Origin of the sequence: uncultured Winogradskyella sp., from assembly GCF_937958655.1 — a bacterium.
Classification (GTDB): domain Bacteria; phylum Bacteroidota; class Bacteroidia; order Flavobacteriales; family Flavobacteriaceae; genus Winogradskyella.
The window spans coordinates 1-12,884 of the sequence record NZ_CALGNH010000017.1 but is presented as its reverse complement, the minus strand read 5'-3'; the positions used below and the strand labels follow the sequence as shown (position 1 = coordinate 12,884).

Sequence of the window (12,884 nt, the reverse complement as noted above, 5' to 3'; positions counted from 1 at the left end):
TTGTAAGTTTTTACTTAACTAATTTTAAAAAATCGGACTCCGTTAGTATTGAAATATTTAAATTTTCTGCTTTTGTTCGTTTACTTGGCCCCATTTTGTCACCAGCAACTAAATAACTAGTTTTAGATGAAATAGAAGAAGACACTTTACCTCCATTATCTTCTATTAATTTTTTAAGTTCATTTCTAGAAACGGTTTCAAAAACTCCTGAAACCACAATAGAAAGTCCTTTTAATTTATCGGTTTGGTTGGCCAACTTATCAGCAGAAATCTTAAGCTGAACACCATAAGTCTTTAAACGCTCCATAATTATCTTATTCTCTTCTGCAGAAAAGAACTCTACAACACTTTCCGCTATACGCTCACCAATTTCATCTATAGATACTAAATCTAGAGTTGAAGCCACCATAAGGGCGTCAATAGACTTATAATGTTTAGCTAATTTTTTAGCTACGGTTTCACCAACATAACGAATACCTAAGGCAAACAACACGCGCTCAAATGGTATTTGTTTAGAAGCTTTTATTCCATTAACTAAGTTCTCTGCACTTTTCTCTGCCATACGCTCTAGAGGAATTACCTGCTCAACTGTTAAATCATAGAGATCTGCATAATTAGCAATTAAACCTTCATTGACCAATAAAGCCACCGTTTCACCTCCCAAGCCTTCAATATCCATAGCTTTTCTAGAAATATAATGTTGAATTCTACCGATAACTTGCGGAGGGCATCCATTATAATTAGGGCAATAATGTTTTGCCTCACCTTCTGGTCTTACGAGCTGAGTTTCACATTTTGGACAACTATTAATGTAACTGGTTGGTTCAGAATTAATGAGCCTTTTAGTTAAATCTACCGCAATAATTTTTGGTATAATTTCGCCACCCTTTTCTACAAAGACCTCATCTCCTTCTCTTATATCTAACTTTTCAATCTGATCTGCATTATGCAGCGATGCGCGTTTTACAATAGTGCCAGCCAATTGCACAGGTTCTAAATTAGCCACTGGTGTAATTGCACCTGTTCTACCAACCTGATAGGTTATTTCATTTAACCGAGTAGACACTTGTTCTGCCTTAAATTTATAAGCCATCGCCCAACGTGGGTATTTTGCAGTAAAACCCAATTCATCTTGCTGAAATAAGCTATTTACTTTTACCACCACTCCATCTATTTCATAAGGTAAGTTATGACGATGTGTATCCCAATATTCAACGTAGGCTAAAACTTCTTCAATAGAATTTACCAACTTAGCCTCTTTGGGCACTTTAAAACCCCATGCTCTGGCTTTTTCTAAACCCTCAAATTGCGTTGATATATTGAGCTTATTACCTTTAATGCTATAGAGCAAACATTCTAACGGTCGTTTAGCCACCTCTGCGCTGTCTTGCAGCTTTAAACTTCCTGATGCGGTATTTCTAGGATTTCTATAGGGCTCTTCGTCATTAGCTATGCGTTCTTCATTCATTTTTAGAAAGCCTTCTATGGGTAAAATAATTTCACCTCGTATATCAAAACGCTGTGGATAATCTCCCTTTAATTGCAGTGGTACTGTATTTATAGTCTTTACATTTGCTGTAACTTCATCTCCTTGCACACCATCACCTCTAGTGACGGCTCTTACAAGTTTACCGTCTTCATAAGTAAGATTCATAGAAGCACCATCATACTTTAATTCGCAAGTATAATGTACATCTCCGTCAACCATTTTTTTTATACGCTTTTCCCAATCTAGCAAATCATCCTTAGAATACGAATTATCTAATGAATACATTCTGAAATTATGAACAACGGTATTAAAATTCTTTGTTATGGCACCACCAACACGTTGTGTTGGTGAGTTGGCATCAAAAAACTCCGGATGTGCGTCTTCTAAGGCTTGAAGTTCTTTTAGTTTTACATCAAACTCGTAATCGCTAATGGTAGGATTATCGAGAATGTAGTAATTATAATTGTGCTGTCGCAGTTCGTCTCTGAGGGATTCTATATTCTGTTTTGTATTCATTCTAATTGTTATTCTTAAGTAAGTAAGAATTTTTTAATTTAAGCGTCGTTTTATGCAGTAGATTGATGCCTTGGCAGCAATTAAAGCCGTTCTTTATTTAACCATTTTGGTGCTGGTAATGGCACATAATTATGCATTTTTTCTAATAAACCATCAATAGTTGTGTCTACAACAACAGCGTCTAAATGTTCTTGTTTTAAAAACCCGCGTGTTACCATCATTTTACACTGAGCAATTAAAGGATTATAATAACCATTGATATTAAGAATACCAATAGGCTTGGTGTGTAAGCCTAATTGTCCCCAAGTGGTAATTTCAAAAAACTCGTCCATGGTGCCAAAACCTCCAGGAATAATTATAAATCCATCACTTTTATCGTACATTATAACTTTGCGACTATGCATATTATCTGTAACTATAAGTTCGGTAAGACCATTATGCACAATTTCTTTGGTCTCTAAAAAATGTGGGATTACACCTATTACATTGCCATGGTGTTTTAAAACACCTTGAGCTACTTTACCCATTATTCCAATCTTTGCAGCTCCATATACTAATGTAATCGCTTTATTTGCTAGGGTTTTACCTAGTTTGTAAGCCTCATTAACAATTACCTCATCGTTACCATCATTACTTCCGCAAAATACTGATATACACTTCATATACTTAGCCATTAAAATGGGAATCTTTTAGTTTTAGCTTCCTACCTTAGTAGGGATGATAATTAATCTATTTCTTTATACCTTTTAACATTCTATCATTACCGCTAAGGTCTTTTTTAAGCGTAATGGCTTCAAAAGATTCATTGTTTAATAATTGTATGGAATCTTCCCCAAGATACTGGTTAATTTCAAAATAAAGTTGCCCTTTTTGTTTTAGATTATCAACAGCAAAATCCGTTATGGCTTTATAAAAAACTAATGGATCATTATCCGCAACAAATAATGCCAAATGTGGTTCGTTATCTAAAACGTTGGGTTGCATTTCTTTCTTTTCGAGATGCCTAACGTATGGCGGATTAGAAACAATTATATCAAAAAAGCCCTTCTTTAGCTCAACGACATCTTCCCAAAGGGAAGCATCTTCATATTTTAAAATATCTAACTCTAAAAACTCAACTTCAACCTGATTTATTTTAGCATTTTCTTTTGCTACTTCTAATGCAGCCTTTGAAACATCAATTGCATAAACTTTGGCATTTAGCAAATGCTTCGCTAAGCTAATTGCTATACAACCAGAACCTGTACCAATATCCAATATTTTTAAATGAGAGCTTTTAATTGCACTGTGACTAAACTCTTTGTAGCTATTAATAATCCAATCTACCAACTCTTCTGTTTCTGGCCTTGGGATGAGAACATTTGGGTTTACTTTAAACTTTAAACCATAAAACTCAGTGTATCCTAATATGTATTGAATTGGTTTTTGCTGTTTTAAATCTTCGAGAATAGTAAACAAAGTATTTGTTTCGGGCTTTGAAAATGAGAACTGCTGATCTAATGCCAGTTGAATACGAGCCAAACTAAAGTAATGCTCTGTAGCTAAGAAAAAGAAGCTCTCAACTTCATTTTTACCATAAATGAGGTCTAATTCCTTATGAAAAATATGTTTTAAGTCTAAGGCTTTCAAATTTATAAATCTTTAAGCATCCATTCCGTACAAGAATAATGACCTGTGTTTCCCATAGGTGATTCTAAGGGTATAAAACCTACTTTTCGGTATAATTTTCTCGCGCCTTTCATAAATGGTAAGGTTTCTAAATAGCATTGATCAAACTCAGATTTTTTTGCAAAATCTAAACATACTGCCATCATCTTAGCACCTAAACCTTTGCCTCTGGCCTCTGGCATAAAGTACATTTTTTGCAACTCACATACATTACCTTCATAATTATCTAATGGAGAGATACCTGCTCCACCAATAATAGTATTCCCTTTTTCTAAAACAAAATAAGCTTTTTGAGGCGCCTTGTAAGTCTCTGCCATATAGTCTAAAGCAGCATCTTCGTACGCTGTTCCCACTTTAGGAACACCCATCTCTATTAAAACCGAACGTATTACTTTAGCAACCTTTGTATCATCTTTGCGTTCAATTTCTCGAATAACAATAGTATCTTTACCCACTTTAAATCTGTTTAGTTATGTCGATGTATTCGGCGTGAAGATACGCATAATTCAAATTTTTAAATGAAAAGAATCATATCCATTATACTCTTTTTTACACTAGTTTTTAACTGCTCGGTTAAGGAGCATCCAAAATTTATAGGTCTCGAAAACATTAAGGTCTTAGATTCTAATATTAAGACTATTACCTTAAGTGCTGATGCACATTTCTTAAACACAAATAATGTGGGAGGCGTCTTAAAAACAGATGACCTTAGGGTTTATATTAACGATGCAGAAGTTGCTAAGTTTAGTTCTGAAGAATTTAAAGTTCCTTCTAAAAAAGATTTTAAAATATCACTGACCGTAGCTATTGCTACAGACAGCATCATTGACAAAAAAAGTATTGGTGGTTTATTAGGAAGTTTAATTTCTCAAAAACTAGAAATACACTATAAAGGCGACATTAAATACAAAGTATTTGGCTACTCATCTACTTACAAGGTTGATAAAATTCAGAATGTAAAAATTAAGCTCTAATTGCCAAATCACAACGATTACATAAGACGCTGTTTACAAATTGCAAAAAACGGATTGGGAACAACTAGACCCAACCCAATGGTTGGAGCTGTTGTTGTTTTTAATGATCACATTGTAGGAGAAGGTTTTACTTGCGCCTATGGTGGAGCGCACGCTGAAGTAAATGCTATTAATTCGGTTACAGATAAAAGTGCCTTATCTAAATGCACACTTTACGTTACGCTAGAACCCTGCGTGCATTATGGCAAAACACCTCCGTGTAGTGATTTAATTATTGAGCACAAAATCCCAAAAGTTGTTATTGGCTGTGTAGACGATAATCCTAAAGTTGCAGGCAAAGGTATAGCTAAACTTAAAGCTTTTGGCTGCGATGTTACTGTTGGTATATTAGAAGATGAATGCAAAAAACATCATAACCGTTTTTTTACATTTCACAATAAAAAACGCCCTTATATTATTTTAAAATGGGCCGAGTCTAGAGATGAGTTTATTGCACCAAAATCGAAAATTGAAAAAAAACCTGTTTGGATTACTAATACTTATTCTAGACAATTAGTGCATAAATGGAGAGCCGAAGAACAATCCATTTTAGTGGGTACCAATACCGTTTTAGAGGATAATCCTAGTTTAACGGTTAGATATTGGAAGGGCAAAAATCCTATACGCGTTGTCATAGATAAAACATCTAAATTAAATTCTGATTTTAAGGTGTTTAATGATGAAGCTGAAACATTTATTGTAAATGAACAAAATGTAGATTTTCATAAACCTATAGCAACACAGATTGCTAATATGTTATACCAAAACAATATAAATTCAATCATTATTGAAGGAGGTGCCAAAACTTTACAAACGTTTATTGACGAAAACCTATGGGATGAAGCCAGAGTTTTTACTGGTGAAATTAAATTTGGTGAAGGTGTAAAAGCACCTGATCTGAATGGACATCTTATTTCAGAATCAAAAATTCTAACAGACACATTAAATATTTATGTCAATAATTAACACCTTAATCTTTGACTTTGGTGATGTTTTTATAAACCTTGATAAGCAAGGTGCCATGAAAACTGCATTACAGTTATTTAAAATAGATACCTTTGAAGCTGATATGGTTGAAACCAATACTAAATTTGAAGTTGGAGCTATAACATCCTCAGAATTTATTGATTTTTACCTTAGCAAATTCCCGAATCTAAACCGTCATCAAATCGTACATACTTGGAATTCTATTATTAAAGACTTTCCAAGGTACAGGCTCAACTTTATTAGGACCTTAGTAAACAAGGGAGACTACAAACTCATATTATTAAGCAATACCAATGATTTGCATATTGATTTTATTAAATCTAATGTTTCGTTTTACGATGAATTTAAAAGCTGCTTTGATGCATTCTACCTTTCGCAAGAGATTAATTTAAGAAAGCCCAATGCTGATATTTTTCAATTTGTATTAGACGAAAACCATCTTAATCCTAACCAATGCCTGTTTATAGATGACACTAAGGAAAATACAGATACCGCAGCATCTATGGGATTTCATACCTGGAATATTGATGAAACTAAAGAAGATGTCATAGATTTATTTAAAATTAAAAAAGAACACTTTTGATCTATTTACTACTAAGCATAGCATCCTCAACTGCCATTTTTGTTCTTTTTAAACTCTTTAAAACCTACACTATTAATACGCTACACGCTATAGTGTTTAATTATTTAACCGCAGCTTTATGTGGCGTTTTATTTTCAGAACAAAATATAGACGTTATAACGATTATTAACTCGTCTTGGATCTATGCTGCTATAATATTAGGGTTTTTATTTATTTCTATTTTTAATATTATGGCACTAACAGCACAAAAAAATGGACTGTCTGCAGTTTCTGTATCGAGCAAAATGAGTGTTATTATACCTGTACTTTTTGGTATTATTGTGTATAACGAAAGTGTTGGCTTTTTAAAAATATTTGGGATTGTATTGGCACTTACAGCCGTTTTACTTACATCAATAAAACCAAAAGATAATACCGCACTAAACCCATACATTTATTTACCTATTATTTTATTTTTAGGTTCTGGGATTATTGATACTAGTGTTAATCATTTTGCACCACAAGGCAATATTCCTTTATTCTTAACCTTAATTTTTTCTGTTGCAGGAACCCTCGGAATTGTCCTAAGCATCTTTAATGCAATTATAAATAAAACAGGTTTTAAAAGTAAAGCCATACCTTTTGGTATTGCTTTGGGAGTAGTCAATTATGGCTCTATGTACTTTTTACTAAAAGCCTTACGCGTTAATGGTTTTGAGAGTTCTACTATTTTTACAATTAATAACGTAGCCATTGTAGCTGCATCTTGTTTAATTGGGCTTTTACTCTTTAAAGAGCGCATTACTAAACAAAATTGGATTGGTATTATTACCGCAGTTACTTCTATAGTCCTAGTAACCTTATAATATTATGACCATAAAAGACACTTATAAAACGGTAGCTCAAATGTGTAAAGGCGAGCTCTTTAAAGACAAAAACAGTAAATTTTATGGTTATACATTCCCTGTTAACAGTGAGAAGGATATAAAATTACATTTAGACACTTTAAAAAAAGAACATCATTCTGCACGCCATTGGTGCTATGCCTATCAATTAGGCTATGGCAACAATTTAAAGTACCGCGTCAATGATGATGGAGAACCCAGTAACTCAGCAGGGCAGCCTATATATGGACAAATACAAGCATTTAACTTAACCAATGTTCTTATTGTAGTGATTAGATATTATGGTGGTGTAAAATTAGGCGTAGGTGGCCTTATAAACGCCTACAGAACAGGCGCCAAATTAGCATTAGAAAATGCACTAATTATAGAAAAAACAATTAACAAAAACTTTAAGCTCAAATTTGAATATAAAAACATGAGTAAAGTGATGAGAATTTTAAAAGACTATGACGTTGAAATCGCAAATCGAATTCTTAATGAGAATTGTTTGTTAGAAATCTCTGTCAGAAAAAGTAACGCTTCTAAAATATTTAGGCTATTCAGTCAATTTTATGGTGTTCAAATCATCGAATTATAACGAATAATTTTGCAGTTTGTCTAAAAGATATTTTGGACATCGCGTAGGTCTATTTCGTTTCATGTCTACAAATGCTAAAACGGTGCTGCCTGTAGCCAATAATTCTCCCGCTTCGTTTTCGAGTTTATATTTAAATTCTATAGAAGCGGTAGGCATTTTTTTTAATGAAGTTTTTACTTTAAGAACATCATCATAACGTGCTGAATTTTTGTAATTTATAGATAATGAAATCACAGGCAACATAACACCTTCTGCCTCCATAGCACTATAGCTAAGCCCAAACTCTCTGAGCCATTCTGTTCTACCTACTTCAAAATAAGTGGCGTAATTAGCATGATAAACTACGCCCATTTGATCCGTTTCTCCATACCTAACTCTTATTCTGGTTTCATTATAATTCATATATTTATAGGTCATTTTTAAAAATGTAGTATTTAATTAAACATGGGGAAAAAATTCTAAAAATTCAAAAGAAAATCATTTTTTTATTAAGAATTTTGTTCACATATTTGTCTCATAAGAATGTAAGTTATTAAGTTTCGCAATTTGATAATCTACTTTTCTTTTTGCTAATCTAACTAACAATTAAAAATTAACTTAAGTATGGAGGTAACAGCGCAATCTGTTTGGGGGAATTGTCTAGCATTTATTAAAGATAATATTCAACCTCAAGCATATAAAACTTGGTTTGATCCCATAGTTGCTGTGAAACTTTCTGGTAATGCGTTAAGCATCCAAGTACCTAGTAAATTTTTCTACGAATGGTTAGAGGAACACTACGTTAAAATTTTAAAAGTTGCATTAACCAAAGAACTTGGTGAAGATGCAAAATTGGTTTATGTCATAAAAATGGAAAATACTTATGGCAACAAACAACCATTTACCGAAAAAATACCTAGTTCTAACAGATCATCAGTTAAGTCACAAGATGTTGATGTTCCTTTTGATAATAAAAGTCCTGAGCTAAAGAATCCTTTTATTATACCTGGGATAAGAAATGTGAAAATTGAATCGCAACTTAACCCTAGTTACAGTTTTGAGAATTTTTTAGAAGGTGACTCTAATAGACTCGCAAGAAATGCTGGTATTGCGGTTGCTAATAAACCTGGTGGCACATCTTTTAATCCACTGTTAATTTTTGGTGGTGTTGGTTTAGGAAAAACACACTTAGCACATGCTATTGGTGTAGATATTAAAGATAAATATCCTGAAAAAACAGTACTATACATCTCGGCGGAAAAGTTTACACAACAATATATAGACTCGGTAAAGAAGAATAATAGAAATGACTTTATTCATTTTTATCAAATCATTGATGTTCTTATTATTGATGATGTCCAATTCTTGTCTGGTAAATCTGGCACACAAGATGTATTCTTCCATATATTTAATCACTTACATCAAAATGGCAAACAAGTTGTTTTAACTAGTGATAAAGCACCTGTAGACATGCAAGATATTGAGCAACGTTTATTATCGCGCTTTAAATGGGGTCTTTCGGCAGAATTACAATCACCAGATTTTGAGACACGCGTTTCTATTTTAAGAAATAAGCTTTATAGAGATGGTGTAGAAATGCCTGATGACATTATTGAATACGTTGCAAAACACATAAAAACTAACGTAAGAGAGCTAGAAGGTGCTATTATTTCGTTAATTGCTCAATCTTCATTCAATAAAAAAGAGATTACTTTAAATTTAGCTAAGGAAATCGTTGAGAAATTCGTAAAAAATACAAAACGCGAAGTTTCCATAGATTATATTCAAAAAGTAGTGTCTGATTATTTTCAAATGGACGTAAGCACACTTCAGTCTAAAACACGTAAGCGTCATATTGTACAAGCAAGACAATTAGCTATGTTTTTTGCTAAAAAATACACCAAAGCATCTTTAGCTAGTATAGGTTCGCAAATTGGTCAACGAGACCATGCTACAGTGCTACATGCTTGTAAAACTGTAGATAATTTATCTTCAACAGATAAACAATTTAGAAAATATGTTGAAGATTTAGCTAAAAAACTTTCTGTTTAAATAGTAGCCAAAAAACTATGATTAGTTTATTAGTGGTTTGCTTAGGTAATATTTGCAGATCACCATTGGCACATGGTATTCTACAACACCAATTGCCAGAAGATAAATTTTATGTAGATTCAGCCGGAACAGCAGCATACCATATCGGTAATACACCAGATCCTCGCTCCATAAAAGTAGCTAAAGCTCATAATATTGATATTAGTAGCCAATCTGCTAGGCAGTTTAAAGTTTCAGATTTTGATAATTTTGATTACATCTACGCAATGGACAAATCTAATTATAACAACATTATAAGTTTGGCTAGAACCAATGAAGACCACCATAAGGTTAAACTATTTTTAGACGAAAACGAGACGGCAACAAATAAAAATGTACCAGATCCATATTACGGTAACATAGATGATTTTTTAGACGTTTTTAATCTATTACAAGAAACTTCTAATGTCATAACCAAAAAACTCACAGTTACACACATTTAATAACTTCTCTGTTAATGGCTAATTATTTCTTACATTTACAAGAGAAGTTCTTAAATATAACTGGGATGAGACATTCAATTCTACTTTTAGCTTTTTTAATTCATAATCTTACAATAAGCCAAAGCTTAGATGTGGATCTATTTGCATCTAATCTTAATAGACCTGTAAATATTAAACATGCGGGCGATGATAGACTTTTTGTTGCAGAACAAGATGGTTTTATTAAAATAATTAGCACTAACGGCGTAGTACAGAGCACGCCTTTTTTAAATATAACCTCAAGTGTAGAAAGTGGCGGAAATGAAGAAGGGCTTTTAGGTTTGGCGTTTCACCCAAATTTCGCTTCAAACGGTCATTTTTTTGTCAATTATACTAGAGATGTTACAGGTACCTCAGATAATGAAACCGTAATATCTAGATTTACACGCAGTAGTACCAACCCTAATCTAGCAGATCCAAATTCAGAATTAGTTATATTAACCTATACGCAGCCATTTTCTAATCATAATGGTGGCGAATTGCAATTTGGCCCAGATGGTTATTTGTATATTTCCTCTGGTGATGGTGGCTCTGGTGGTGACCCTCTTAATAATTCTCAAAACCTCGGAAATTTACTCGGTAAATTACTTAGGATAGATGTTAACAACGCTACGGCTAACAATCCTTATGACATCCCTGCTGATAATCCGTTTATAAACGATTCTGAAGCCAATGACGAAATTTGGGCATACGGACTTAGAAATCCATGGAAATTTTCATTTGATAGAGCTAATGGTGATATATGGATTGGTGATGTTGGGCAAAATCAAATAGAAGAAATTAACCGTGCTACACTCTCTGAAGCGGGTCTTAACTATGGCTGGCGTTGCTACGAAGGCAACAGTGAGTTTGGTGGTAATGCCTCAGAATGTTCTGGGGAAGACAACTTAAAATTCCCTGTGGCACAATACGTACACAATGCCGTTGGTGGCTGTTCTATTACCGGAGGCTACATGTATAGAGGAACTGAACATCCTGGTTTGAACGGACTTTATTTCTTTTCAGATTTTTGTAATCAAGATTTGGGTTATTTACGATTTGAAAATGGTAATTGGACAATGACTATTGAACCATTCTCTCTTGGTAGCATTGTAGCATTTGGTGAAGATTTAAATGGTGAGTTGTACTTTTCTACATTAGGAGGGACTATTTACAAAATAAAAGATAACAACACGCTTGGCGCAAATGATAACGATCTAAGATCAATTTCAATTTACCCTAATCCCTCTGAGCGATTTGTAAATATTGATTTTTCAAAATATAACACCTCGGTACCTATTGCCCTTTATATTTATGATATGCAGGGCAAAATTGTAAAGACAATAAATAGAAATACACAAATCGTTCAGAAAATAGATGTTAATGATATAGCTAAAGGCATATATCTGCTAAAAATAAAAGCTCCCAATACTAAACAAATTACAAAAAGAATAGTTTTAAATTAATATGCAAATTCCTAAAGGCAAATTATACTTAATCCCAACCAGACTTGGAGATAATCCACCATTAGAAGTATTACCTTTGGCTATTAAAAAAATTATTGAACAAGTTGATTATTATATTGTTGAAAATGAAAAAACAGCGCGTCGGTTTATAAAACGAGTCTCACCAAATAAACCTCAACCCAACTTAAAACTAAGAGTTTTAAATAAATACACCACAGAAGCAGAACGTCAAACATTTTTAAATCCTTGCCTAGAGGGTGTAACTATAGGTTTGTTATCAGAAGCTGGTTGCCCTGCTATTGCAGACCCAGGATCTGATATTGTTAGTCTTGCGCATCAAATGCAAATAAAAGTAACACCGCTAGTAGGACCATCTTCTATTATTTTGGCTTTAATGGCCTCTGGCATGAATGGACAAAATTTTTGCTTTAATGGCTACTTACCCATTGATAAATCTGAAAAAAAATCTAAAATAAAGGCCTTAGAACGGCTGTCGTACGAACAAAACCAAGCTCAAATATGTATTGAAACACCGTATAGAAATATGACGTTACTCAATGATTTAGCTCAGATTCTTCAGCCTCATACTAGGCTCTGTGTAGCCTGTGATTTAACCCTTCCAACAGAATTTATAAAAACCTTAGCGGCAAAAGATTGGAAACACCAAAATGAGGATCTACATAAGAGACCTGCTATATTTATAATTCAAAAAGATTAAAGAATTGCTTTAGCTTTCTTATTTGGCTCTATAACAGAAGTATCGTACCCAGAAAACTTTTTCATGTAGTGCTTTACAGTAGATCCATAAGCATCAGAAAAGTTGTTATTACCATAACTACGCAAAAACTTCTTAACACTGCCAGGTCCTGCAAGATGAGCCGCAGCCAAAATTCCTGATTCTGTTACTTTAACACCACCTATTAACTTACCATCAAAACGTTTGATATCTTTTCTTAAAACCCATTTATTACGAGAAGCGTTAGCCATAAATGCCTTTTCCTGTAATTCAGGGTTATATAAGAATTTATTCGGATTGTAAATACCAATTAACTTTAGAGTTTCAGATCCAAATTGATACTTACCCAAATAACCTAGTGTATTTACAGTAAAATAATCTCCTCTAGATTCTTTAAAAGCCAAAGCTTCTTTAAATCCTTCAAAAGATTTACC

General features: G+C 33.3%; 15 protein-coding genes. 9 read left to right on the top strand and 6 right to left on the bottom strand.

The window, feature by feature from the left end:
- Window positions 1-10: 10 nt before the first annotated feature.
- The 4 genes from ligA to Q0800_RS03565 all read right to left on the bottom strand — a co-directional run bounded on the left by ligA (window position 11) and on the right by Q0800_RS03565 (window position 4,128).
- The gene (ligA, locus tag Q0800_RS03580; RefSeq protein WP_299127706.1) at window positions 11-2,005 is read right to left on the bottom strand and encodes an NAD-dependent DNA ligase LigA; all 1,995 of its coding nucleotides are present in this window, start codon (window positions 2,003-2,005) and stop codon (window positions 11-13) included.
- A gap of 80 nt (window positions 2,006-2,085) precedes the next feature.
- Complete coding sequence (locus Q0800_RS03575; protein ID WP_299127705.1) at window positions 2,086-2,667, bottom strand: TIGR00730 family Rossman fold protein; 582 nt, start codon at window positions 2,665-2,667, stop codon at window positions 2,086-2,088.
- A 67-nt stretch (window positions 2,668-2,734) separates the two neighbouring features.
- Window positions 2,735-3,634 (bottom strand): peptide chain release factor N(5)-glutamine methyltransferase, encoded by a 900-nt coding sequence (gene prmC / locus Q0800_RS03570; RefSeq protein WP_299127704.1) that lies wholly within the window; start codon window positions 3,632-3,634, stop codon window positions 2,735-2,737.
- A gap of 2 nt (window positions 3,635-3,636) precedes the next feature.
- Window positions 3,637-4,128, bottom strand: coding sequence for a GNAT family N-acetyltransferase (locus tag Q0800_RS03565; RefSeq protein WP_299127703.1), 492 nt, complete (start codon window positions 4,126-4,128; stop codon window positions 3,637-3,639).
- Between the two features lie 63 nt (window positions 4,129-4,191).
- On the opposite strand from Q0800_RS03565, the gene Q0800_RS03560 reads away from it, so the two are divergent.
- The 5 genes from Q0800_RS03560 to Q0800_RS03540 are packed head-to-tail and all read left to right on the top strand — an operon-like array spanning window position 4,192 to window position 7,717.
- Window positions 4,192-4,647: an LEA type 2 family protein gene (locus Q0800_RS03560; protein ID WP_299127702.1), complete on the top strand. Its 456-nt coding sequence runs from the start codon at window positions 4,192-4,194 to the stop codon at window positions 4,645-4,647.
- Window positions 4,648-5,652, top strand: coding sequence for a bifunctional diaminohydroxyphosphoribosylaminopyrimidine deaminase/5-amino-6-(5-phosphoribosylamino)uracil reductase RibD (ribD, locus tag Q0800_RS03555; protein WP_299127700.1), 1,005 nt, complete (start codon window positions 4,648-4,650; stop codon window positions 5,650-5,652).
- Window positions 5,639-6,256: an HAD family phosphatase gene (locus Q0800_RS03550; RefSeq protein ID WP_366518828.1), complete on the top strand. Its 618-nt coding sequence runs from the start codon at window positions 5,639-5,641 to the stop codon at window positions 6,254-6,256. The genes ribD and Q0800_RS03550 overlap by 14 nt, the downstream gene beginning before the upstream one ends.
- Window positions 6,253-7,101: an EamA/RhaT family transporter gene (locus Q0800_RS03545; RefSeq protein ID WP_299127697.1), complete on the top strand. Its 849-nt coding sequence runs from the start codon at window positions 6,253-6,255 to the stop codon at window positions 7,099-7,101. Before Q0800_RS03550 ends, Q0800_RS03545 begins: the two co-directional genes overlap by 4 nt.
- 4 nt (window positions 7,102-7,105) lie before the next feature.
- A complete protein-coding gene (locus Q0800_RS03540) occupies window positions 7,106-7,717 on the top strand; it encodes a YigZ family protein (RefSeq protein WP_299127695.1) in 612 nt (203 codons plus the stop codon).
- On the opposite strand, the gene Q0800_RS03535 is transcribed toward Q0800_RS03540, so the two are convergent.
- Window positions 7,712-8,119 (bottom strand): thioesterase family protein, encoded by a 408-nt coding sequence (locus Q0800_RS03535; protein WP_299127741.1) that lies wholly within the window; start codon window positions 8,117-8,119, stop codon window positions 7,712-7,714. The genes Q0800_RS03540 and Q0800_RS03535 overlap by 6 nt on opposite strands.
- Before the next feature lie 201 nt (window positions 8,120-8,320).
- On the opposite strand from Q0800_RS03535, the gene dnaA reads away from it, so the two are divergent.
- The 4 genes from dnaA to Q0800_RS03515 all read left to right on the top strand — a co-directional run bounded on the left by dnaA (window position 8,321) and on the right by Q0800_RS03515 (window position 12,432).
- Window positions 8,321-9,748 (top strand): chromosomal replication initiator protein DnaA, encoded by a 1,428-nt coding sequence (gene dnaA / locus Q0800_RS03530; RefSeq protein WP_299127692.1) that lies wholly within the window; start codon window positions 8,321-8,323, stop codon window positions 9,746-9,748.
- Window positions 9,749-9,765: 17 nt separating this feature from the next.
- Window positions 9,766-10,230 (top strand): low molecular weight protein-tyrosine-phosphatase, encoded by a 465-nt coding sequence (locus Q0800_RS03525; protein ID WP_299127690.1) that lies wholly within the window; start codon window positions 9,766-9,768, stop codon window positions 10,228-10,230.
- A gap of 65 nt (window positions 10,231-10,295) precedes the next feature.
- On the top strand, window positions 10,296-11,714 hold the full coding sequence (locus Q0800_RS03520) for a PQQ-dependent sugar dehydrogenase (protein ID WP_299127688.1): 1,419 nt from the start codon (window positions 10,296-10,298) through the stop codon (window positions 11,712-11,714).
- 1 nt (window position 11,715) lies between these two features.
- Window positions 11,716-12,432 (top strand): SAM-dependent methyltransferase, encoded by a 717-nt coding sequence (locus Q0800_RS03515; RefSeq protein ID WP_299127687.1) that lies wholly within the window; start codon window positions 11,716-11,718, stop codon window positions 12,430-12,432.
- On the opposite strand, the gene Q0800_RS03510 is transcribed toward Q0800_RS03515, so the two are convergent.
- Window positions 12,429-12,884: peptidoglycan-binding protein LysM (locus tag Q0800_RS03510; protein WP_299127684.1), on the bottom strand; the 456-nt coding region annotated here is incomplete at its 5' end. The two genes, Q0800_RS03515 and Q0800_RS03510, sit on opposite strands and share 4 nt — an antisense overlap.

Coding starts and splice junctions, on each gene's coding strand:
- ligA (WP_299127706.1), bottom strand. CDS start 2,005: ATGAATACAAAACAGAATATAGAATCCCTCAGAGACGAACTGCGACAG.
- Q0800_RS03575 (WP_299127705.1), bottom strand. CDS start 2,667: ATGAAGTGTATATCAGTATTTTGCGGAAGTAATGATGGTAACGATGAG.
- Q0800_RS03560 (WP_299127702.1), top strand. CDS start 4,192: ATGAAAAGAATCATATCCATTATACTCTTTTTTACACTAGTTTTTAAC.
- Q0800_RS03550 (WP_366518828.1), top strand. CDS start 5,639: ATGTCAATAATTAACACCTTAATCTTTGACTTTGGTGATGTTTTTATA.
- Q0800_RS03540 (WP_299127695.1), top strand. CDS start 7,106: ATGACCATAAAAGACACTTATAAAACGGTAGCTCAAATGTGTAAAGGC.
- Q0800_RS03535 (WP_299127741.1), bottom strand. CDS start 8,119: ATGAATTATAATGAAACCAGAATAAGAGTTAGGTATGGAGAAACGGAT.
- dnaA (WP_299127692.1), top strand. CDS start 8,321: ATGGAGGTAACAGCGCAATCTGTTTGGGGGAATTGTCTAGCATTTATT.
- Q0800_RS03525 (WP_299127690.1), top strand. CDS start 9,766: ATGATTAGTTTATTAGTGGTTTGCTTAGGTAATATTTGCAGATCACCA.
- Q0800_RS03520 (WP_299127688.1), top strand. CDS start 10,296: ATGAGACATTCAATTCTACTTTTAGCTTTTTTAATTCATAATCTTACA.
- Q0800_RS03515 (WP_299127687.1), top strand. CDS start 11,716: ATGCAAATTCCTAAAGGCAAATTATACTTAATCCCAACCAGACTTGGA.